Below are 23,631 nucleotides of genomic sequence, written 5' to 3' on the forward strand. Positions count from 1 at the left end.
TGTTATGCTTGTGAATCGAAATATGATTTTTTAGCTATGGTATTAGTTCCACGTACTTCGTTGCTGGAATAGTTCATTTGCTCTGTACGGGGTCTTACTGCATCTAATGTTAGGTTGACGATTTGTAATGATTGGAAAACGAGTTTTTGATTTAGATCATTTTGTTTTCGTAGGTCATTGATAATTTGCATTAAACGTTCGCGAACTGCTGAAAGTGTTGCTTTGTCTGCTTGTTGTTCAGCAGCCTCGATGACATCCGCGACAGTTGTTTTGTCAGATGAAGCAAGTCCCTTTGCTTCAAGGTAGTCCGTTACCTGTTTCTGACGCTGTTGCTCGAGCTTATCGATGGCCGCTACATGTGCCTGCTCGTCCTTGAGCAATTGGTCTAAAGCTTCGATATCGCCACTTTTAATAATTTCTGTTTTTTTAAAGGCTAGTTCGAGTAAGCTTTTATGCATTCTCTCTAGCATTGTTAGTGTAGAACTAATTGCTTCTACAGACATATCGTTATACACCCTTTCTGCTATTCCCTAGAAACGATAATATTTCAGCATATCCTCTGCCACTTTACGAGCGTCTACTTTGTATTCACCAGAAGCGATATCCTTTTTCAATTGTTGAACATGGTTTGCTCGCTCTGTACTGTATGTTGAAACCCCTTGCATTTCCTGCGCAGCCTTTGAAATTTCAATTTTATCGGCGAAAGATGCCTTGTTTGTATTTGATTTTGCATTGCGTACTTGGTTTTTATAGGCGTTTACTGCATTAACTCCATAAGATGTAATTTTCATTTCAATACCCCCCATCTCTAAATCCTATCTTACTATTATTTCGGATTGTCTCACATAATGTTAAGTTTTCACATAGAAAAAAGTGTGCTAATTTTGTTTAAAATTAACACACTTAGCGTAATTAACGTTTACGATCTGAGTGATAGGTTACACGGTCACGTTCTTCAACACTTTGGCGAAACTCTTTGGCAGCTTCAAATGTCCGTAAGTCTGCTTTTAATTCATCTTGACATTTCGAGCAGAGCTTTCCTGTAGTCGTTAGATGACCACAGTTATCACATGGATAACCTAGGTTTGGAAACATAGCTGGCTGTAAACGGCCTTTACGAACCCATTTAAACAGTAAGTCTTTATCTGCCCCCGTTGCTTCCACAATTCGTTCTACTGTTGCCGCACGGTTTTCACGTTTACGTAAGAAACGATAAACGATTTGATAAAGCTCCTCCTCTGATTGTGCACACTTATGACACACTTCTCGGACTCCCGTATAATTAAAAAATTCATTACATTTCGGACAATTACGAACCTCTGCCATTGGCCTTCCTCCTCTTTCTAGAAAACTTATCTACGAATGCTGTCTCATTAACTATTATACATAATGTATTGGTATTTTCATCCTTCAATTAATGTGAAGTATTGGACATTTTTAGCACCCGATTGCATTAAAACCTGTTCAGCATGCTGTAAAGTTGTCCCCGTAGTTTTTATATCGTCAAAAAGAAGATAATTTTTATGTTCGACTTCTGCACCCTCCTTTAAGCGAAAAAGTGGAGCTGCTTGTATACGTTGCTCTCTATTTTTGGAGCTTTGGGTTTCTGTCGTTGTCTTTTCTAATAATTGTATAAAAGGAATATGCGCTGCCTTTAATAGTTCATCCGTATGCGAGAATGTACGCTCCTGTTGTTTGAGAGGGTGCATTGGAATGGGTAGAATTATCGCTTTTTCTTTGGTGAGACGATTATGAAGCTCCTGCCGAAATACCTTTGCAAGAGCCACATCTTGAAGAAACTTTAACTGGTGTAAGTAATCCTTCATCGCCTCATTATATTGATAAAGGGATGTAGCAGATTGAGAAGGCACAAAACGAGCAGCACATCTTTCACATATAGTCGGCGAGAATTGCTTGGTTAGAATCATTTTCCAGGAAATAGTTATTTTTAACGGCTGTGCGCATATTAAACAACGAGGTTCTATTTTATTCATTCAGAAATCCCTTCTTATTAAAAAAATGAATTTTTGCACATGCCTCATCCATCTCTGCCGTAATACCGTGATGAAAGAATAGGACGTCCCCATCAGGAAATTGAACATCTCGCCCAACTCGACCTGCAATCTGAATGAGAGCATTTGCAGTAAAAATCAATGACTCTGCCCCTATAACAGCCACCTGTACATTGCTGATTGTAATGCCTCTTTCTAATATCGTAGTGGTTAATAAGCCCGGAACTGCTTTATTTCGTAGCTTTAACACCTTCAGCTTCCGCTCTGGGTCAGCTGCATGCACAGCTAATATGTCTTCATTTAACCCTTGAAAAAGAGGAGTTGCACGTTTCATTAAGTCAATTGTCGGGAAAAATAGTAAAAAGGGTTCCTTTTGGTGTAAGCGCTCCTCCACCCACTTTTTTAACCTTTTAGGGATTTTACCTCGCTTGAAGCATTTATCATAGCTCCATAAAGAACGAACTTGTGGGACTGGTAATGGATGATTATGATAGCGTTTTGGAATAAAAGAGTAGCTTTCTTGTTGGAAAGTATGGAGTAATGATGCTGATGGGGTTGCTGTCACAAATACCAGAGGAGCATTTTCCTTTTTAGCCTTATCTACTGCTCTTTGTAAAGTTTCATCAAATGTATAAGGAAAAGCATCTGCCTCATCTACAATAATGACATCAAATGCCTTGTCAAATCGGTAGAGCTGATGCGTCGTTGCTATAATAAACTGCGCATAGCCCTTTTGGTGAGGTGCTCCACCGTATAAAGCATGAATAACTGTATCAGGAAAAGCCTCTTGAAAGCGTGGATACAGTTCTAACACTACATCTGTCCGTGGTGTAGCGATACAAACACGTAGCCCTCTCTTTAATGCATCATAGACAGTAGGAAAAAGCAGCTCTGTTTTGCCTGCACCGCAAACTGCATGAATTAAATGGGAGCGTTTTGCTTTCACACTTGCCAAGGTTTCATTAGCAGCCTGTTGCTGGAGTTCGGTGTATTGCCCTGCCCATTTTAATGAATGCTTGTTAATTTTAATCGTCTTGGGACCTGTCCAAATCATCAATTTTGTACAGCTACTTACTCTCCCCATTTTAATACAGTGTCGGCAGTACACACATTGTTGCTGACATTTTGAGCAATCGAATTTTGTGAATAAGTGCGGGTCTGTATTGTGACAACGATTGCATTTAATAGCTGGCTTTATTTGAATTCCTTCTATTATACTGACGTATTTTCGCTTTATTGCTTTCTCAATATCTTCAGATGAAAATGGCGAATGTTCTTTTAACCAAATGCGCCCTTCATGAAAATCACGTAATGCTGGGGGCATCAACCAACCCCTATATCTCATTAAAACCTCCCCTTTCACAGAAAAAAGCCTCTACTTTTGCTGTAGAGACTTCTCACAATTCGTTATTTTTTTGTCCATCCTAATCCCATTGACCCTTCACCCAAATGAGTACCAATAACAGGACCAAAATAGCTCAATTTAAAGTTTACGTTTGGGTACGTTGCGGCTAATTGCTCTAGCCATTCTTGGGCTTCAGCAGGGCAATTTCCGTGAATGACAACAGCGTCCATCGCTGCATACTTTTTTGCATCCTCTGCTAGCAATTCTTCCGCACGCTTTAATGCCTTTTTACGTGTTCGGATTTTTTCGAAAGGTACAATTACCTTATCCACAAAATGTAAAACAGGCTTTACTTGTAATAAGCCACCGATTAATGCAGCTGCAGAAGATAAACGCCCACCACGTTGTAAATGTGCTAAGTCGTCTACGATGAAGTAAGCACGAATAGACTGTTGCATGTCCGCTAATGCTGCAAGTATGTCTTTTGCTGAATGGCCCTCTTTCGCCATCTCCGCTGCTCTTAATACGTAAAAGCCTTGAACAGCACAGGATATTTCACTGTCAAAGGCATAAACATTAATACCTTCCACCATTTCACCGGCCTGCACTGCACCTTGGTATGTTCCACTAATACCACTCGATAAATGGATAGAAATTATCTCATCGTAATCCTTTGCTAGCTCATCAAAAAGAGCAACAAATTCTCCAATTGGAGGTTGTGTTGTTTTAGGAAATTCTTTAGCTCCACGCACCTTATCATAAAATTCAGATGCTGTGATATCTACTTCTTCTGCAAATAATTGACCTGAGATATTAACACTTAAAGGTATCATGTGAATGTTTAAGCGTGCACGTTCCTCAGCTGTAATATATGCAGTACTATCTGTTACGATTGCCGTCCTCATCCATGTCCACTCTCCTATAATTTTTAGTTTACAATCTATTTCTACTTGGTGCAATTGTTGTTGTTGTGTTGTTATTGCTGGCGCTTCGCTTTTGCATAAATGACGGAAAACAAAAAGAAATGAATGTGAAATGAATGACGAACGTCGGATTCCCGTTCTCGCCCTTCTAGAGTCGTGCTAGTAAGCTAGCTTCCATTTCACATTCATTGTCTATGTATAAATAGGCATATCTTCACTCAATTGTTATGTTGAATGAAGATAGCTTCTGTTAATTTCCTGTACTTGACTGTGAGTCGTCACCAATATAAAAGACACTTGTTACTTTCCAATCATTGTCCTCTTTCACAAAGACTGTTACCTGACGTCCTGCACTTTCATGTTCGACATTTGTCTCAAGCTGAAGTGAGTGCATTTTCATGTTGGCAAATACTTGCGCCTCTTCTGATTCATACTTTGCAATTGTTACATTTTCTACTTCACGCTTAATATCAAATTGATCAAATACTTCTGATGCATATGTTTTTTCTTCATCGTATTTAAAACCCTTTGGATTTTTCGAGATTGTATTCATATAACGATCAATTTCTTCAGCATTTAATGCAGCAATATACTCATCAAAAGATGCTAAAATTGCCTTTTCATCTTCCGCTGGTACATTATCAGCCTTTTCTACGTTTCCACCCATCATTTCAAAGCCAACTGTACCATCCTCTATTACTTTATCTCGTTCTTCATCACTCATCTTCTCATCTTTATTACCACAGGCAGTTAACACTAATAAGATTAGAACTGCTAGAAAACTTTTCTTTAACATCAAAAAACCTCCCGCGCATATTGTAGCATATAAATGCTTTCGTAGGAATTTTGTTGTGCATTTTCAACATTTAAGTGCTACATCTTCCTTATGACGCATTAGGCTGTAAAATGTTGCATGAATTGCTAGTTATCATATTCATACTAATGATTAGTAATGTTACAAAATTGTGAATGACCTGTTCTTCATCATGTAAGCCCAATACAAATTATTACCAAAAAACAATAAAAAACTGTTTTAAAAACTACTTCAATAAAAAGTAGCTTTTAAAAACAGTTTTAGCAATTAACGTACTTCAACCCAGCCATTTTTAATGGCTGTTACAACTGCTTGTGTACGGTCATTCACATTCATTTTTTGTAGAATACTTGATACGTGGTTTTTAACTGTTTTTTCAGAGATAAACAGTGTCTCACCGATTGTACGGTTTGATTGACCATCTGTTAATAATTGTAATACTTCACATTCACGCTTAGTTAGCAAATGGAATGGACGACGAATTTCAGTTTGATGGAAGTTTCCTTTATTTTCATGTTCTGAAAGTCGTTTAAATTCTGCTACTAGGTTTTTCGTTACTTTTGGATGTAAATAAGAACCGCCGTTGGCAACAACTTTAATCGCCTCAACGATTTCATCTGCATCCATCTCTTTTAACATATAGCCAAGAGCACCTGATTTTAATGCATGCGTAACATATGTTTCATCGTCATGTATAGACAGCATAATCACTTTTGCATCTGGAAATTCAGTAATTAACTCTGCCGTTGCTTCTACTCCATTTTTGCCTGGCATGTTAATATCCATAAGTACAACATCTGGTTCGTTTTCAGCGTATAACGTAACCACATCTGTACCATCGTCACCTTCTGCTACTACATCAAACGTATCTTCAAAATCTAAAATGCGTTTTACTCCTTCGCGGAATAGCTGGTGATCGTCTACAATAATAATCTTTGTCATTTGTCTTTACCCCCTAGATTTCTGCGACAGTTACATCATTCTACTTCTAACGGTATTTTAAATAACACCGTTGTCCCTCGATTGATTTCACTCGTAATGGTGATTGTACCATTTAAAATTTCAATACGTTCTTTCATTCCTAATATTCCAAAGGAATGATCTTTCACTACTTGTGGGTCGAAGCCTATGCCATCATCTTTTACAACAATGTTGACGGCATCTTTTAACCATTCAAGCTTTACCCAAATGTCTTTACACTTTCCATGCTTCATGGCGTTGGTTACACATTCTTGTACTAATCGGAAAATGGATACTTCATAATTTGAAGGTATACGTTTTTCTGTACTTCTCGATTGGAAATGAATTTCAACACCTGGATTATATTCAGTCACTGTCGATAAATACTTCTTTAATGTCGGAATAATTCCCAAATCATCAAGTGCCATTGGTCGTAGATCATAAATAATACGTCGCACCTCAGATAAGGCATTACGTACCGTTTTCTTTAAATCGGCAATTTCAGCCAAAGCCTTTTCAATACCTTTTTCACGATACGTTCTATCTATTAAATCAGTGCGCATAAGGACATTTGCAAGCATTTGAGCAGGTCCATCGTGAATCTCTCTTGATAAACGCTTACGCTCTTCCTCTTGAGCTGCAATAATACGTATCCCAAAATCCTGTTTCATTTTTGCTTGTTCAAGGGCTAAACCAACATTTCTTAAATCTGAAGTTAAGTAATTCAAAACGACATTTACCTGATTAACAATATGATCAGCACGTTCAATCGTATCGAGTAATCCTCTTAATCTTCTCTCTAGATCATCTCTTTTATCCCGTAGCTGTTTTTCTTGTGTTCTAATAACGGAGAGCTTTACTTGAAAATCATGTGCAGTTTCATAGGCTTCTCTAACTTGTTCTTCGGTATAATTATCAAAAGCTTTACTCACTAGCACAAGTCGTTGCTTAGCAAGCTGCGTACTTTTTTCCAATGCATCGCCATCATCAATTACGATTGATATTTGTTTTCGAACAATTTCCAGCTCTTTTTGCATATCTTCAAAGCTTCTGCGGCTTTGTTCACTTATAATAAAGATATCATCCTTTGAGCTCATGATTGTATCTAACATTCGATTAAAAATGTCATCAAGCGACTTTAAATCGAAGGTATCATTTGAAAACATAGTATACTCCCCAGTCTAATGTCTTATGATTACTTACTAATTTAATAGACTAAAATCACATATTCCATAGTCTACACCTATTATAGCATTACCATGCTAAAATTTAATGCTTTTTCTTCATGAAAATTATAGAATAGAACTCTAGTTAAAAGGAGATTGATACGAATGAGAGAAAACTATTTAACAGTAAAAGGATATGGTGAAAGCGAAATTGTCATTTCCAAATCTCGCTTTCTCACTTATATAGAACGTGCAGAAACGGAAGAGGATGCAATTTCTTTTATAGATGGTATAAAAAAATTGCATCATAATGCAACACATAACTGCTCTGCATATATTATTGGAGAGCATGATCATATTCAAAAGGCAAATGATGATGGGGAACCTAGTGGTACTGCAGGCGTCCCTATGTTAGAGGTCTTAAAAAAACAAGGGTTAAAAGATACGGTCGTTGTTGTGACCCGCTATTTTGGAGGCATTAAGCTCGGTGGTGGTGGTCTCATTCGTGCTTATGGAAAAGCAACTACAGAGGGATTAACTGCTGCACAGATAGTTGAACGTAAATTGCATCATGTCATGAAAGTAGCTATTGATTATACATGGCTAGGAAAAGTCGAAAATGAAATAAGAAGTTCATCATATTCTTTAGAGGAAATACGTTATTTGGAGGGTGTTGAAATCATTGTTTCTGTGCTAAAAGAGGAAGAAGAACAGTTCCGAAGTTGGATAACAGAAATGACTAATGGACAAGCTTCCATCACTTTCGAAGATGCTCAATTTGTAGAATTTATTGTCAATTAAATAGTTTTAATTGTCGAAACTAAATATGCATAGTATAATTTTTTTGTTAAGCTATTTTATTGTCCACACAATTACTTAGTTAAAATTGAATAAAAGTTAGCTTTATCGCATTATTATTCCCAATAATTAGAGGAGAATATATCTATTATGAAAAAAAGATCTGTTAGTCCGACTAAAAAGAGGTCTTCTAAAGCTTCATTAATTATAAAAGTTACACTTCTATTAGTTGCCAGCTTGGTAATTTGTGTAACGGCTTATGCTGTTTACCTTACTAAACAGGTAGAGCATGCTGCAGACTCAGCATATGAGGAGTTAGAAGGTCGAGAGGTTTCAACGCAACGTGTAGAGAAAGTAGAGCCTGTACAAGACAATGTCTCTATTTTATTTGTAGGTGTTGATGATAGTGACAATCGAGGGCAAGGTTCGGATCATTCACGCTCCGATGCACTCGTTTTAGCTACATTAAATAACAAAACTCATACAATTAAAATGCTAAGCATTCCTCGTGATTCTTACGTTTATATTCCTAAAGTAGGTTATAAAGATAAAATTACTCATGCACACGCTATGGGTGGAACACTTACTACGATCGAAACTGTAGAAGAACTATTTGATATTCCTATTGACTATTATGTACGCATGAACTTTAATGCATTCATAGATGTTGTAGATGCATTAGGTGGTATTGAAGCTGAAGTACCATATGCATTGCATGAATTAGATGAGTTTGATAAGTTTACAATTAACTTACAGCCAGGCTTACAACATTTAAATGGTAGTGAGGCACTTGCACTCGCAAGAACACGTAAACAAGATAATGATATTGAGCGTGGTAAACGTCAACAGGAAATTCTATCTGCGATTATTAAAAAAGTCGCTTCTGTTAAGTCCGTTACGAAATATGATGATGTCATTAAAGCTCTTGGTGATAATATGAAAACAGATATGACATTCACTGAAATGAAGTCCTTCTTATCTTATTTATCAAAAGGCGCACCACGTATCGATTCCTTAACATTAGATGGCACGGATGATACATCTACTGGTATTTATTATTACCAGTTAAATCAAGATTCTGTTGAAGAAACAAAGGAGATTTTCAAAAACCATCTTGGCCTAAATGAACAATCATCAAGTCTAACAAGTGGCAATACAGGAACAGATAGTGCTGCTAGTAGCGATGACAATTCAGTTACTGAATAGAGCTTTCAGACCATAGACAAACAACTTGTCTATGGTCTTTTTATATGACTTCTCCATTGATTGACTACCCTTTTCATTTACCCCTCCTAGTAATCGATAAACAAGCTTATTTAAGTTTACCTTCTATTCCATTCCCTATATATAATCGGTTTAAAAGAGTTTCTCAGTGTCTAACTTTAATAGTAACCCTATTTAACAACAAAAAAGCAATCATACAAATTGTATGATTGCTTATATTTTATTTACTAAATATCCGTACAAAATTTAATAATGGTTTATAGTTTTTACCAGCCAATCCGATGACCTCTACAAAGATTTCAATAGCTGTTAGGATGACCGCTACAAGTAATATAGCTCCCCAAACCTTTGCCATAGAGAAAATGATAGCTGCTAATCCAAACATTACTGCAATTCCGTAGATAATTAGGACTGTTTGTCGATGTGTAAAGCCCATATCGAGTAATCGATGGTGTAAATGTGATTTATCTGGGTCAGACCATTTCTTCTTCATGCGAACACGACGAACAATGGCAAAGAATGTATCAGAAATCGGAACACCAAGGATAATAATTGGGATGATTAAAGCTACGAATGTAATATTTTTAAAACCAAGTAACGCTAACACAGAGATCATAAATCCTAGGAACAATGCCCCTGTATCACCCATAAAGATTTTTGCTGGGTGGAAATTATAAAATAAGAAACCAAGTGAAGCTACAGCTAAAATGGCCGCTAACGCTAAAACAAACACATTGCTCAAAATAAACGCCATGACAGCTATTGTAATCAGTGCAATCGTAGAAACACCTGCAGCTAGACCATCTAGACCGTCAATTAAATTAATGGCATTCGTAATACCGATGATCCAAATAATTGTTAATGGAATACTCAGTAACCCAAAGTCTAATGTACCTAAGAACGGTAGATTAACCATTTCGATTTCAATACCGCCTACAAAAACAACAATCAGTGCAGCAACTAGCTGACCAAGCATTTTTGCTTTCGCAGAAATCTCACGCATATCATCAATAACACCCGTGATTACGATTATACAAGCACCAAAAATGATAGCTAATAAAGCCTCATTACTACCATGTTTTGTATGAACTAAGAATGAGTATAAAATCGTCACGCCAATAATAAAGGCAAGGAAAATGGCTAAACCGCCAAGTCTTGGCATAATTCGAGCATGTACTTTTCGATAGTTTGGTGCATCAACTGCACCTATTCTAAACGCTAAACGTTTCACTAATGGAGTTAACAAAATGGATGCAACGAACGCTGCTATTAAAGACACGTAAAGCATGTCTCTCCTCCTCAAATATATAATCTACATTGAAATCCAAATTGATTATAGCATGAACAAGCATTGAAATATACTTTTTCTAAACATTTTCCACGATTTCACAAATATTTTGTACATTTTAGCATTAATAGATTCCTATACAGTCAATTGTAGTCACCATAAGTAAAATTTGATAGAATAATGGTGTGTCTAGCATGTAGACAACATTAAAGGAGCGTATATTTCATGTTCTCAATTTTCAAAAGTAACAAAGAGCAAACAAGTGCTCGTCAATTAAAACGCTACTACAAAATAGTAGATCAAATTAATAATCTTGAAGAAAAGTATGTTGATAAGTCAGATGCTGAATTAAGAGAAATGACTTTTATTTTCAAAAATCAATTAGAACAAGGTGAGCCTATTACATCAATCATCCCAGACGCATTTGCTGTTGTACGCGAAGCCTCAAAGCGTGTATTAGGAATGCGTCATTTTGATGTGCAGCTTATCGGTGGTCTAGTATTAACAGAAGGTAATATTGCTGAAATGCCAACAGGTGAAGGTAAAACTCTAGTTGCCTCCCTTCCCTCTTATGTACGTGCATTAGAAGGTAAAGGTGTTCATGTCATCACAGTTAATGATTACCTAGCAAAGCGTGACTATGAGCTAGTCGGTCAAATTCATCGTTTCCTTGGCTTAACTGTTGGTTTAAATGTACCGATGATGGAAGCTGATGCGAAAAAAGAAGCTTATAATGCCGATATTACATATGGTGTTGGTACTGAGTTTGGTTTCGATTATTTACGCGATAATATGGCTTATAGCCTTGCAGATAAAGTGCAACGTCCTTATCACTTCGCCATTATTGATGAAGTGGATAGTGTATTAATCGACGAAGCGAAAACACCTTTAATTATCGCAGGTAAAATGCCTTCCAACGAAGAATTACACCGAATTGCTGCTATGTTAGCGAAACGATTCAAGAAAGATGAAGATTATGACTTTGACGATGAAACAAAGGCTACTTCTCTAACGGATAAAGGTATTGAAAAGGTAGAGGCTGCCTTCAATATCGATAATTTATATGACTTAGAACACCAAACACTCTTCCATTACGTAATCCAAGCAGTACGTGCACATGTTATGTTTAAGCGCGATGTTGATTACATTGTCAAAGAAGACAAAATCGAGCTTGTTGATATGTTTACAGGTCGTATTTTAGAAGGTCGTTCACTTTCTGATGGCTTACATCAAGCGATTGAAGCTAAAGAAGGCGTAACGATTACAGATGAAAATAAATCAATGGCCCAGGTCACAATTCAAAACTATTTCCGTATGTATCCAAAGCTTTCCGGGATGACGGGTACAGCGAAAACACAGGAAAAAGAAATTCGCGAAGTGTACGGCATGGAAGTTGTGCAAATCCCAACAAACCGTCCGCGTCAGCGTATTGATCAGCCTGATCTTATTTTTAACACACAGGAAGCAAAATATAAGTATGTTACAGCAGAGGTTAAAAAACGTCATGAAAAAGGCCAGCCAATTTTAATTGGGACAACATCAATTTTACAGTCTGAAACTGTAGCTGACTATCTGAAAAAGGAAAAATTAACATTCCAATTACTTAATGCAAAAACAGTTGAACAAGAAGTTGAACTTATTTCACAGGCAGGTCAAAAAGGTCGTATTACAGTAGCGACAAACATGGCTGGTCGTGGTACGGATATCATGTTAGGTGAGGATGTACACGAGCTTGGTGGTTTATATGTAATTGGGACAGAAAAGCATGAAAGCCGTCGTGTAGACAATCAGCTACGTGGGCGTTCAGGCCGTCAAGGTGATGTAGGCGAAAGTCGCTTCATTCTCTCTATTGAAGATGATATGTTCCGCCGTTACGCAAAAGAAGAAGTAGAAAAATTCTCTGCAAAAATGATTGTAGATGATCAGGGTATTATTCAAAATAAAGAGGTTCAAGAGCTTATTGACCGAACACAACGAATTGTTGAAGGTTCCCAATATGGCATGCGGGAATATAACCTAAAATTAGACGATGTTATCAATGACCAACGTACCGTTCTTTATGGACTTCGCGACAAAATTTTAGCTGGCGAAGATTTAATGGGTGAACTGAAGAAAATGCTACGTGAAACGGTTGATTTTGCTGTTCATGACGCCGCGCCAGAAGATGTATCTCCAATTGAATGGGATTACGAACAAATGGAGAATGCGCTTAACTCATTATTCATCACACCTGTTTCAATCAACCGAGAAATAGGAAAAACAAAACAAATTCTTGCTGAAATTCAACCTTCTGAACAAGAACTGCTTGATCGCATGGAGACATTCGCTGAAAACGAAAGAGTCATAGAAGTACTTCCTCAAATTATGCTTAGCCATATTGATAGCGGCTGGATTAAGCATTTAGAGGCCATGACGCATTTAAAAGAAGGAATCGGTCTACGTCATTATCAGCAAGAAGATCCAATGCGAATTTACCAACGTGAAGGGCTAGAATTATTCGGTAAAAATTTCCAAGAATTACGTCGTTCTATTATTATAGAAATTACAGGCTTCATGAAAACAGTTGAGGCACAACAGGAGGAACAATAATGGGCTTATTTTCATTTTTTAAAAAATCAGATAAAGTTGTTCAGGAAAACACAATTGACTCAAAAGATTTACTAGGGAATACAACGAAAAATACAGGTGATAATCGCGATGTGGAAACAAAATTATCATTCCATCCTGAATGGGATGTCCCACAAGAGCAAAAATACATTTTTAACTTCTTAGCGAATGAGCTAGAGCCGTTGAAACCAAATCAATTATCGCTTTCTTCAATTAGTATTGAAGAAGGTCGAGGTGGAAAATGGTTAGTTCGTGCATTTTTCCGTTCCTCTCTACCTCAAGCTATTGAGCTAGGTGAAATTGAGCTTTTCATTATGGATAAAAATGATGAGCTTGTTGCATCTAAAAAATTCGATTTTAAAGCACTTGGTACAATCCCAGCAGAAAGTGCTCGTCCATGGGTATTTGAATTTGAAGAGTCTACAATTAAAGTAGATGAAGTTCCTGAAGATGGCTGGAAAATTGCCTTTAATCTTGTTTCCCTTCGCGGTCATCAATTAGAATTAGATCCGTCATGGGAAAAACAGTTACCAGCAGAACAAAAAGAAGAACTTGAGAAAATCGTTAAAACATTACCAAAGCTAGGTGAGACAGAAGTGAATTTCACAGGTTTACAGGCCAAACTAGCTGACAATGGTAATTTAAACGTATCTATCTTTATTCGTAATGGACATAATAAAGCAATCAATCTAGAACAATTACCATTAGAAATTGTCGATGCTACAGGTAAACAAATTGCCAAAGGTTCCTTTAAGATGGATCCAATCTTAACTGTCCAACCAAACTCCACAAAGCCTTGGACATTTATTTTCCCAGCAGAGCTTGTTGATGCTAAAAACGCTGACCTTTCTCGTTGGACAGCTCGTGTAACACAATAACCTAACCCCCCTTTCTCTTTTAGTAGAAAGGGGGGTTTGTTAAAACAAAAAGCGATTTTTGCCTAGGCAAAAATCGCTACTTTTTATTTCACACTATCAAAACGTTTATAGGCTACTAATTTAGAAGACCAGTAGGAGTACGTAACATCCGAAACTTCTACACCATCTGTACCCGCATGAATGAATTTATTATCTCCGAGATAAATTCCCATATGAGAAATACCTTCTTTATACGTATTCTCAAAGAACACTAAATCGCCGGGTACTGGATTTTCTACATGGGTAGTATTACCGTAAAAATAGCCCTCACTGCTTGCTCTTCCTATTTTTAAACCACCTTGATTAAAGGCATAAAAAATAAAGCCACTGCAATCAAGCCCTACAGGTGTATTTCCACCGTATAGATAGGGTGTTCCAACCAATGTATTGGCAACTTCAACGGTTTTGTTATAAATCGCTTGTCCATTAGCTGTAGGATCTTTCGCAATTACTTTTGATGGAGTGCCCGTACCTGAAGTCACATTATTATGTATAGTATCACCATCGGGTATCACTGCAGCTGAAGAAAGCTTCAGTACTTGTCCAACAAAAATCATGTCTTTTTCAAGCTTATTCCAATCCATTATATCCTTAATTGTCACATTATATAGCTTTGCAATTTTTGATAAGGTGTCACCCTTTGCTACTGTATGAGAACTAAATGCTGGTTTTCCAGAAGTTGATGGAGTTGTGGGCTTTACTCCCTCATTCGTTGATTGTTTTTGAATCTCAAGCTTTTGAGCTACAAAAATCGTATCTTTCGATAGATTATTCCACTTCATAATATCCCCAATCGTGACTTGATGATTTTGGGCGATTTTCGTTAAAGTATCTCCTTTTTGTACAGTATATGTTGCTGCTTCCGCTGTTTGTAATGCTAAAAATGAAGTTGCTAAAGTACTTAGAACAAGAATTCTCCATTTTTTTGTCTTTTGCATACCAAAGTGCCTCCGTTCGTGCTAGAATATTCCCTTGTGTGTCTATCATACTAGATAACTATTGCATGAAAAATCGGAAAAACTGACTATTTTTCAAACATTATAGGAAACTTATAGAATACGACGAAATCCGACTATATTGAAATACTATTTTCATTGCAAGATTAGTGTTCCTATGATAACATACACTTCTGTATTTAAAATTTTTAGAAAGTTTTAGCTTTTCAATCTTAAAGGAGTTATTATACTTATGAAAAACATCTTGCATTTCATCAAAGGAAATTTAGCAGTAGGATTACTACTATTTGCCTTGTTCTTGGGTGCTGGTAATATTATTTTCCCACCATTATTAGGCCAACAAGCAGGTGAAAACATCACTGTAGCCATGATTGGTTTCCTTATAACAGGTGTTGGTCTTCCACTATTAGCGATTGTTGCTGTTGCCAAAGCAGGAGGCGATTTACAACTGCTTGCTAACCGTGTTAGTCCTGCTTTTGGGGTGATTTTCACCTCCATTGTCTACTTAGCAATTGGACCGTTCTTTGCTGTACCACGTACTGGATCTGTGTCCTATGAAATAGGCATTGCGCCATTTCTCTCTGAAGCGATGAGGGATCATTGGGCGCCACTTTTTATCACATCTATTTTGTTTTTCACGTTAATTCTATATTTATCTATTAACCCTTCGAAGCTCGTTGATCGAGTAGGTAAAATTTTAACACCTGCCCTGCTTTTTGTTATTTTATTGCTTGCTGTTAAAAGTTTTATCTCTCCTATGGGAGAACCAGGAGAAGCCGTAGGAAACTATAAAGTGTCACCTTTAGCTGAAGGCTTTGTACAAGGTTACTTAACGATGGACGTTCTAAGTGCTCTTGTTTTTGGTATCGTCATTTTACAAGCCTTGCGTGATATGGGTATGAAAGATACACGAAAGCAAGTAAAAACAACGATTTTTGCGGGGGTCGTTGCTGCAATAGGTTTATCCTTTGTCTATATCTCTCTTGGGCATATTGGTAATACAAGTATCAATGCAATCGGTATTTCTGATAATGGCGGAAATATTATTGCAAAATCAGCTGAGGTGCTCTTTGGAAGCCTAGGAAGTATTATTTTGTCTGCGACTATTTTACTAGCTTGTATATCCACAGCTGTTGGTTTATTAACTGCTAATGCACAATTTTTCCATAAGCTATTCCCTCAAATTTCATATAAAACGTTTTTAGTTGTCTTCACTATTTTTAGTACAGCTATTACAAATGTGGGACTTTCAACAATAATTAGTGCATCACTACCTGTACTATTAATCATTTATCCTTTAGCTATGGTATTGATGGTATTGTCACTAGCAGATCATTTCTTTAAAGGTGGACAAATTGTTTATATTTTAGCGCTCGTTCCAACTTTCCTTGTCAGTCTATATGATGGCTTAAAACAAATGAAAGTTGAAATTACACCTTATGAAACTATCCTGAAAGCATTGCCAATGTATGAGCAAAATTTAGGATGGCTTTTACCAGCAATTGTTGGCGCATCAATTGGTTTTATTATTCATAAATTGATAAAAAAATAATTTACAAGAATCTACTTGCCCATAGCGACAAGTAGATTCTTTTTCTACCTCATATAAGTCCACCACTATAACGATGGCTTCATGTATAATAAAAATCAGATACTCAATTGCATAATGTAACCATCCATTTAATACCTAATAATGATACATTCTATTTTGAGTTCTAGAAAAGAGGTGTCCAATGAAAAAGTTAATATGGTCATTCGTATTTGTTCTAGGTTTCTTCCTTCTCCCTTTTACAACTACTCACGCTGCTGAAAATGATCAACAGCTTATTAAGGAAATTAAGGAGATTGTGAAAGATACTTACGTTGGAACAATTAATGGAAATTTAGAGAAGGCTACATCCATCTCAGAAATCATGAGTATGCTTGATCCTTACTCAACCTACTTCACTAAGCAAGAATTTGAAAATTATATGAATAGCATCAACCTATCTACTATAGGTATAGGTGTGGTGATTGAAGAACACGAAGATGGAATTCATATTTTACAAGTAATCGAAGGCAGTGGTGCTTTTGAGGCTGGTGTTCAGGCTGGAGATATCATCATTGGGGTTAATGGTGAATCCATTATCGGGCGTTCTACTCAAGAGGCCTCTTCCCTTTTAATCGGTAATGAAGGGACTAAGGTGGAAGTTACATTAAAGAATAGTGACAGTTCAAAAACTACCAAAACTATTACACGTAAAAAATTCACATTACCAAATGTACAAACTGACCTACTATTTGGAAATGTGGGCTATATTTCGTTGGCTTCCTTTTCAGAGGATGGTGCACAACTTGTTAAAAATGCGCTGATTGACTTAAAAAAACGTGGTGCAACATCGTTCATCTTAGATTTACAAAATAATGGTGGAGGTTATGTGACAACAGCTGAAGAACTAACAGGATTATTCCAATCTGCTAAAGTTGCGTATTTGTTAGAAGAAGCACATAACTCTTATACCATCCCAGCAGTTCAACAAGATACAAAGTTTCCTAAAGATACCCGTATTCTTGTAAACCGCTATAGTGCCAGTGCTTCTGAAATGCTTTCCGCATCATTGAAAGACCAGAAAGCTGCTATTTTATACGGAGAAACAACCTATGGGAAAGGCGCTATGCAAGGCTTTTACACATTACAGGATGGTAGCTATTTAAAGCTTACAGTTGGTAAATTTACAGGTCCTGCGGGTCATACTATTCATGAAGTAGGCGTTAAGCCAAATGTTCAAACCACAACAGCACCTATTTTCCAGGCACATTATGATGCATTGAAGGAGAAATATCCTAAATATAAACAACTTTCCACGGTAAAAAATATAGCTGATACACAAAAATTTACAGTAAAAATTCCTGCTGGGCTTACTTCTCAAATTGCTAAAAGCAACATTCAACTGGCTGCTTTAGGAGCTAAGGAAGTACCCGTAGCAGTTAAAATTGAAGGTCGTACATTAACTGTTACACCTAAGAGTGCTTTATCACCAAATCAGGAATATATGCTACTTATTCACCCAAAGAGCAAAGATCAAAAAGGCTACTATCAGCATATAAGAATAAGCAATTAAAAAAACTGTCATCGATAATAAGTATCGATGGCAGTTTTTTATATCACTTCTTTGGTTTTCCAAAAATATAATTGTACAATATCATTTGCAAGTTCTGCAGGTAACCTTTTTTCTTCTAATAAATTCGTAATGATGAGTCTTTCTATTGAGCCTACTAAACTATCTATCATGATTTTTATATCCACACTATACAATTGTAGATCTTTGTCACAATCATGCAGATAAATAAGGTGGATCAATTGCTGTGTCATTTGGTTTTTCACCAAATGTGCTTGCTTTGATTCAATAAAACCTATTTTTGTTAATTCAGGATTTTCAATTATGTATACGAACAAGTTCAATAACTTTTGCTCTAAGAGCGTGATAAAACCCTGTAATCCATATTCAATAATGTCAGTTGACTTACTATTCATTACTGCCAAGAATCCGCTTTGAAATTGCGCATTCAAATCGTTATAAAGGGCATCCTTGCTTTTAAAATAGAGATAAAAAGTAGGCTGAGTTACATTGGCAGCCTTTACAATGTCACTAATTTTTGTGTGATGATAACCTTTATCAGAAAATAGCTCTATCGCTTTTTCAAGTAATAGTTGTTTACTTTGTTCGCCATTTGAATTAAATTTTCTGCCTCTTGCCATACTTTCCACCTTATCTTAGTTTAGAGTAGTCATATTCCCTTTTGTATTGCTTATATAGACACACTATTCTAAATCAAAAGTAACTACAAATTCACAAAACGTACATAATTTAATCTTGATTATATACCATTTTATTATAATACACCCTGTTTTTTTTTACTATAAACTACTATTAATATGATATTTAAATTGAAAAATGAAAAAGCGGATATCTAAGAATCACTTCTAAGAATACCCACTAATAAATTATATTAAAATATAAATAATTCTGAAATACTATCATGCCATTCAAGTAAATCACTCTCGAAAAGTCCAATATTATACATATTCGCAAATTTAGACATATACTAATTAACATAAAGCAAATCTTTTATTTTGAAAAGTCCTTTTTTTTTGAAAAAATTTTTTAATTTAAATTTTTATCATGAAAAAGTCAATGACTGCAATAGTTTTATCTCACTAACTGGCTTCGAAAAATTTTTTTCTGAAAATCAAACCATTTTACTTTTCAAAAAAAGTGTTATAATCGCCAAGAATTTAAAATTTTCATTTTTGGAGGCATATGATGGTATTACGTGACTTTTTCATTTACTTATCAGAGAACAAATTATTAAACAGCGCTGCACAAAAATATGGTTTAAAAATGGGTGCTCAAAGTGTTGTTGCTGGCACAAGTTTACCAGAAGTTGTGCAATCGATTAAAGAATTAAACAAGGCCAATATTTCTTGTACAGTCGATAATCTAGGCGAGTTCGTCTACGAAAAATCAGAGGCAACTGCTGCCAAAAATAACATTTTAGCTGTTGTACAAGCTATTCATGATGAACAGCTTGATGCACACATCTCTCTTAAACCTTCACAATTAGGTTTAGATATTGATTACGCATTTTGCTATGAAAACTTAAAAGAAATCGTAGCTCTTGCACATCAATATAATATTTTCGTGAATTTCGATATGGAAAACTACGAGCGTTTACATAGCTCTTTTGAATTATTAGAGGAATTACACAAAGAGTATGATAACGTAGGGACAGTTATTCAAGCTTACTTCTTCGAATCAGAGGAAAATATTGAGAAATATAAAAACTTCCGCTTACGTATTGTAAAAGGTGCTTATAAAGAACCTGAAAATGTGGCTTATCAATCTAAAACTGATATTGACCATAATTACTTAAAACTAATTGAATATCATTTGCTACATGGTAAATTTACTTCGATTGCGACACACGATCATAATGTGATCAACCATGTAAAACAATTTGTGAAACAACATAATATTCCAAATGAAAAATTCGAATTCCAAATGCTATATGGTTTCCGTAAAGAAATGCAGCTAGACCTTGCTCGTGAAGGTTATAATTTCTGCACATACCTACCATTCGGTAATGACTGGTACGGTTACTTTATGCGTCGTTTAGCTGAGCGTCCACAAAATGTTGCACTTGTGACAAAACAAGTGTTTAACAAAAAAACGAACATGGCAATTGGCTTAGGAGCAGCTGCATTTGCGCTTGGTCGCCTTTCGAAAAAAGGAAAATAATTATACAAGCTTGAAGCTATCCATCAGTTTTGTGTTTTTATCCTTCAGTTAGATCGTTCTATCCTTCACTTTCGGGAAACTATCCAAAAAAGCGAAAACATTGTTAATCAATGTTTTCGCTTTTTTTATTGAGCTTATAGTTTTTAACTCGATACTGTAAACTTTGTCGCCGAATCCCCAACGCAGCAGCCGTTTTGGAGATATTGCCTTGATGAAAGTCCAACGCCTTCGAAATATAGTACTCCTCTACCTCTTTCATATAGACATCTAATGGTCGAATATCCTGTTGATTTTTAATGACAAACAAGTCACTCGTAGAAACCTCTTTTTCCGTCTCCTCACAAGAGCTTTGGATTTTCCATTTGAAATGCACTGGCAGCATATGTGATTCAACTATCGTTTCATTGGTGATTAATGAGGTTATTTCATCCAGCAGGACTTCTAATTCCTTTAAATTTCCTGGCCAATCATATTTTAAAAAGGTATCTCGTACTTCTTCTGAAAGCCCGTGAATAGATGAGCCAAAGCTATCACGATGTCTTTTGAAATAATCATCGATAAAGGGCATAATATCTTCTTTTCTTTCTCGTAAAGGAGGTACATAAATCGTAATACCTGAAAAAAGTCTGTAAAGCTTTTTGGATAGCTCATGCTTTTGAATCAAATCAATTGGATCTTTGCCAACACTAGCAATTAAAACATGCTGATGATTAGGATGATTATTAAAAAGTTCAACAATCTTTTCTTGTGCTTCTAAAGATAAATATTCAATGCGCTCAGCAAAGAAGGTTATTTTCTCCTTTTCCACAATATATTTTTCAAATTGTTTTAATACCGTTTTCTCATCTCGACGGCAAATTAAAGCAATAAACATATCATTTTGTACCTTTAGATCATGATGTATTCCCTCTGCAACCATATCAATCCCAGTACCTGATTCCCCTATTAACACAACAGGCATTCTACTTAGTGCCACAATTTTTGCTTTTTCAATGACATCCTTCATGACTGGTGATACAGCCGTGATGATATCAAATGTCAATGGAGCGCCATACCTTCGCAATGGCTGATACATCATGTATTCAAGCTGTGTAATATCTCGGGCAAATTCCACAGCGCCTATTAAAGAGCCTTCATAGTGCAACGGATAAATATTGCTTATGTAGGTCACTTCTTGATTTTTTTTATTCCAATACGTTTTTTTTATATTGTGCACTGGCGTTTCAGAGCTGAGGACCTTATAAATATCGCTTTTTTCAATTTCAAAATCAATAATCTCTAAGGCTCGCCTCTCCTCAAATTCATCCTCATTAACGCCTTCTAATTCTCTCATTTTTTTATTGTATATAAGCAATTTGCCCTCTGTGTCTACAACGCAAATTCCCATATCGCCTTTTTCAATGACGTATTTATAAATACTTAGTAGTACATTGTTATCCATTTTGTCCTCCTGTAGTCCATTAAGCTTATTCTAACACCAATATGAAAAGCAGATGCAAAAATTAAAAAAGTTTTAAAATTTGAGTTGATTAATGCCAAATTATATTGCATTATATAATTAACGCAATCTTAAAAGGTGCATAATCATTTGGCACTACTTATACCTGGGAGGAAACTGACATGATTCCATACAAACACGAACCATTCACAGATTTTTCACAAGAGGCAAACTACAATGCTTATGTAGAGGCTTTAAATAAAGTTGAAGGTTACTTAGGTCAAGACTACCCACTAATTATTGGTGGCGAGCGCATTACAACAGAAGATAAAATCGTTTCGTACAATCCTGCAAAGAAAACAGAAGTCATTGGTCGCGTTTCAAAAGCAAGTAAAGATTTAGCTGAAAAAGCGATGCAAGCGGCAGATGAAACATTCAAAACATGGAAAAAAGTTGATCCAGCCATTCGTGCGGACGTTCTTTTCAAAGCGGCAGCAATCGTTCGTCGTCGTAAACATGAATTCTCAGCTTTATTAACAAAAGAAGCCGGGAAACCATGGGCAGAGGCTGATGCAGATACAGCGGAAGCAATCGACTTCATGGAATACTATGGTCGCCAAATGCTACGCATTAAAAACGGTCAGCCAGTCGAAAGCCGTCCAGGTGAATACAATCGTTATGACTACATTCCATTAGGAATCGGTATTGTCATTTCTCCTTGGAACTTCCCATTTGCAATCATGGCTGGTACAACAGTAGCTGCTTTAGTAACAGGGAATACAGTGTTATTAAAACCAGCTTCTACAACGCCAGTTATAGCGTATAAATTTATCGAAGTATTAGAAGAAGCTGGTCTTCCAGCAGGTGCGGTGAACTTCGTACCAGGTTCTGGTGCTGAAGTAGGTGACTACTTAGTCGATCATCCAAAAACACGCTTCATCAGCTTCACAGGTTCACGTGATGTTGGCTTACGTATCAACCAACGTGCATCTGTATTAAACGAAGGCCAAATTTGGATTAAACGTGTCATCGCTGAAATGGGCGGTAAAGATACAATCGTAGTGGATAAAGAAGCAGATTTAGAATTAGCTGCACAATCCATCGTGAAATCAGCATTTGGTTTCTCAGGTCAAAAATGTTCAGCATGTTCTCGTGCTGTCATCGTAGAAGATGTATATGAGCAAGTGGTAAATCGCGTAGAAGAGTTAACAAACGCTTTAACAGTGGGTGACCCAACTGATTACAGCAACTTCATGGCAACAGTAATTGACCAAGCAGCATTCAATAAAATTACAGAGTACATCGAAATCGGTAAAGGCGAAGGTCGTTTAGTAGCTGGTGGTACAGCAGACGATTCAGTCGGCTACTTCGTACAACCAACTGTATTCGCGGACGTAGATCCTTCTGCTCGTATTATGAAGGAAGAAATCTTCGGACCAGTGGTAGCCATTGCAAAAGCAAAAGATTTCGACCATGCGATTGAAATTGCAAACGATACAGAATACGGTTTAACAGGCGCTGTTATCACAACAAATCGTATGAACCTAGAAAAAGCACGTGAAGAATTCCATGTAGGAAACCTTTACTTCAACCGTGGCTGTACAGGTGCAATCGTAGGTTACCAACCATTTGGTGGCTTCAACATGTCAGGTACAGATTCAAAAGCAGGTGGCCCAGACTACCTACAGCTGCATATGCAAGCAAAAACAACTTCAGAAATGCTTTAATAATTACTTCAATAAAATGCCGTACATTGTTTCTTAGTAAGCAATGTACGGCATTATTTTTTGGGGGTAACACAAATGACATATATAATAGAAGAAACTCATGTGAATTTCGGTTCACTTTCCTTCCCCTATTTAAAACTAACTTTCACACCAAATTATAAAAGCATACTTATTGCC

General features: G+C 36.4%; 21 protein-coding genes. 8 read left to right on the forward strand and 13 right to left on the reverse strand.

What is annotated here, in order from left to right:
• Positions 1-2 precede the first annotated feature (2 nt).
• From HXV90_RS12260 to HXV90_RS12300, 9 genes are all read right to left on the reverse strand, one after another.
• Entirely contained in the window at positions 3-503 is a 501-nt protein-coding gene (locus tag HXV90_RS12260) for a flagellar protein FlgN (protein WP_016994953.1), read from the reverse strand.
• Positions 504-530: 27 nt separating this feature from the next.
• Entirely contained in the window at positions 531-791 is a 261-nt protein-coding gene (gene flgM / locus HXV90_RS12265; RefSeq protein WP_016994952.1) for a flagellar biosynthesis anti-sigma factor FlgM, read from the reverse strand.
• A gap of 121 nt (positions 792-912) precedes the next feature.
• Entirely contained in the window at positions 913-1,326 is a 414-nt protein-coding gene (locus HXV90_RS12270) for a TIGR03826 family flagellar region protein (RefSeq protein ID WP_036076801.1), read from the reverse strand.
• 77 nt (positions 1,327-1,403) lie between these two features.
• On the reverse strand, positions 1,404-1,994 hold the full coding sequence (locus tag HXV90_RS12275) for a ComF family protein (protein WP_269897328.1): 591 nt from the start codon (positions 1,992-1,994) through the stop codon (positions 1,404-1,406).
• A complete protein-coding gene (locus tag HXV90_RS12280; protein ID WP_442916324.1) occupies positions 1,987-3,357 on the reverse strand; it encodes an ATP-dependent helicase ComFA in 1,371 nt (456 codons plus the stop codon). The genes HXV90_RS12275 and HXV90_RS12280 overlap by 8 nt, the downstream gene beginning before the upstream one ends.
• Before the next feature lie 62 nt (positions 3,358-3,419).
• Positions 3,420-4,262, reverse strand: coding sequence for a DegV family protein (locus tag HXV90_RS12285; protein ID WP_048392086.1), 843 nt, complete (start codon positions 4,260-4,262; stop codon positions 3,420-3,422).
• Between the two features lie 268 nt (positions 4,263-4,530).
• Positions 4,531-5,076 carry a DUF3225 domain-containing protein gene (locus HXV90_RS12290; protein WP_004227588.1) on the reverse strand — a complete coding sequence of 182 codons (546 nt, stop codon included), beginning with the start codon at positions 5,074-5,076 and terminating at the stop codon, positions 4,531-4,533.
• A 285-nt stretch (positions 5,077-5,361) separates the two neighbouring features.
• A complete protein-coding gene (locus HXV90_RS12295) occupies positions 5,362-6,036 on the reverse strand; it encodes a response regulator transcription factor (RefSeq protein ID WP_004227590.1) in 675 nt (224 codons plus the stop codon).
• Positions 6,037-6,071: 35 nt separating this feature from the next.
• Complete coding sequence (locus HXV90_RS12300) at positions 6,072-7,220, reverse strand: sensor histidine kinase (protein WP_048392088.1); 1,149 nt, start codon at positions 7,218-7,220, stop codon at positions 6,072-6,074.
• A gap of 165 nt (positions 7,221-7,385) precedes the next feature.
• Between HXV90_RS12300 and HXV90_RS12305 the strand changes: the two genes are divergently transcribed.
• Positions 7,386-8,021 (forward strand): YigZ family protein, encoded by a 636-nt coding sequence (locus tag HXV90_RS12305; RefSeq protein ID WP_269897330.1) that lies wholly within the window; start codon positions 7,386-7,388, stop codon positions 8,019-8,021.
• A gap of 147 nt (positions 8,022-8,168) precedes the next feature.
• Positions 8,169-9,224 (forward strand): LCP family protein, encoded by a 1,056-nt coding sequence (locus HXV90_RS12310; RefSeq protein WP_103117452.1) that lies wholly within the window; start codon positions 8,169-8,171, stop codon positions 9,222-9,224.
• Positions 9,225-9,462: 238 nt separating this feature from the next.
• Here the strand turns inward: HXV90_RS12310 and HXV90_RS12315 are convergent, their stop codons facing one another.
• Entirely contained in the window at positions 9,463-10,530 is a 1,068-nt protein-coding gene (locus HXV90_RS12315; RefSeq protein ID WP_269897331.1) for a glycosyltransferase family 4 protein, read from the reverse strand.
• Positions 10,531-10,755: 225 nt separating this feature from the next.
• Here HXV90_RS12315 and secA2 point away from each other — a divergent pair, with 225 nt between their 5' ends.
• Together secA2 and HXV90_RS12325 are read left to right on the forward strand one after the other, a co-directional pair.
• Positions 10,756-13,119, forward strand: coding sequence for an accessory Sec system translocase SecA2 (gene secA2 / locus HXV90_RS12320; protein WP_269897332.1), 2,364 nt, complete (start codon positions 10,756-10,758; stop codon positions 13,117-13,119).
• On the forward strand, positions 13,119-14,015 hold the full coding sequence (locus tag HXV90_RS12325) for an accessory Sec system S-layer assembly protein (RefSeq protein WP_269897333.1): 897 nt from the start codon (positions 13,119-13,121) through the stop codon (positions 14,013-14,015). The genes secA2 and HXV90_RS12325 overlap by 1 nt, the downstream gene beginning before the upstream one ends.
• Before the next feature lie 83 nt (positions 14,016-14,098).
• Here HXV90_RS12325 and HXV90_RS12330 read toward each other — a convergent pair whose 3' ends face one another.
• Positions 14,099-14,992, reverse strand: a complete 894-nt coding sequence (locus HXV90_RS12330; RefSeq protein ID WP_269897334.1) for a C40 family peptidase — start codon at positions 14,990-14,992, stop codon at positions 14,099-14,101.
• A 250-nt stretch (positions 14,993-15,242) separates the two neighbouring features.
• Between HXV90_RS12330 and brnQ the strand changes: the two genes are divergently transcribed.
• Entirely contained in the window at positions 15,243-16,562 is a 1,320-nt protein-coding gene (gene brnQ / locus HXV90_RS12335; protein ID WP_048392094.1) for a branched-chain amino acid transport system II carrier protein, read from the forward strand.
• Positions 16,563-16,743: 181 nt separating this feature from the next.
• Positions 16,744-18,111 carry a S41 family peptidase gene (locus tag HXV90_RS12340; RefSeq protein ID WP_269897335.1) on the forward strand — a complete coding sequence of 456 codons (1,368 nt, stop codon included), beginning with the start codon at positions 16,744-16,746 and terminating at the stop codon, positions 18,109-18,111.
• 38 nt (positions 18,112-18,149) lie between these two features.
• On the opposite strand, the gene HXV90_RS12345 is transcribed toward HXV90_RS12340, so the two are convergent.
• The gene (locus HXV90_RS12345; RefSeq protein WP_103117447.1) at positions 18,150-18,749 is read right to left on the reverse strand and encodes a TetR/AcrR family transcriptional regulator; all 600 of its coding nucleotides are present in this window, start codon (positions 18,747-18,749) and stop codon (positions 18,150-18,152) included.
• 565 nt (positions 18,750-19,314) lie between these two features.
• Here HXV90_RS12345 and HXV90_RS12350 point away from each other — a divergent pair.
• Positions 19,315-20,289 (forward strand): proline dehydrogenase family protein, encoded by a 975-nt coding sequence (locus HXV90_RS12350; RefSeq protein WP_036074906.1) that lies wholly within the window; start codon positions 19,315-19,317, stop codon positions 20,287-20,289.
• A gap of 103 nt (positions 20,290-20,392) precedes the next feature.
• On the opposite strand, the gene HXV90_RS12355 is transcribed toward HXV90_RS12350, so the two are convergent.
• Positions 20,393-21,730, reverse strand: coding sequence for an AAA-type ATPase lid domain-containing protein (locus HXV90_RS12355; RefSeq protein ID WP_048395890.1), 1,338 nt, complete (start codon positions 21,728-21,730; stop codon positions 20,393-20,395).
• A 179-nt stretch (positions 21,731-21,909) separates the two neighbouring features.
• Between HXV90_RS12355 and pruA the strand changes: the two genes are divergently transcribed.
• The gene (pruA, locus tag HXV90_RS12360; RefSeq protein WP_112117357.1) at positions 21,910-23,454 is read left to right on the forward strand and encodes an L-glutamate gamma-semialdehyde dehydrogenase; all 1,545 of its coding nucleotides are present in this window, start codon (positions 21,910-21,912) and stop codon (positions 23,452-23,454) included.
• Positions 23,455-23,631 lie beyond the last annotated feature (177 nt).

Source organism: Lysinibacillus sp. JK80 (assembly GCF_027557635.1).
Lineage (GTDB): Bacteria > Bacillota > Bacilli > Bacillales_A > Planococcaceae > Lysinibacillus > Lysinibacillus capsici.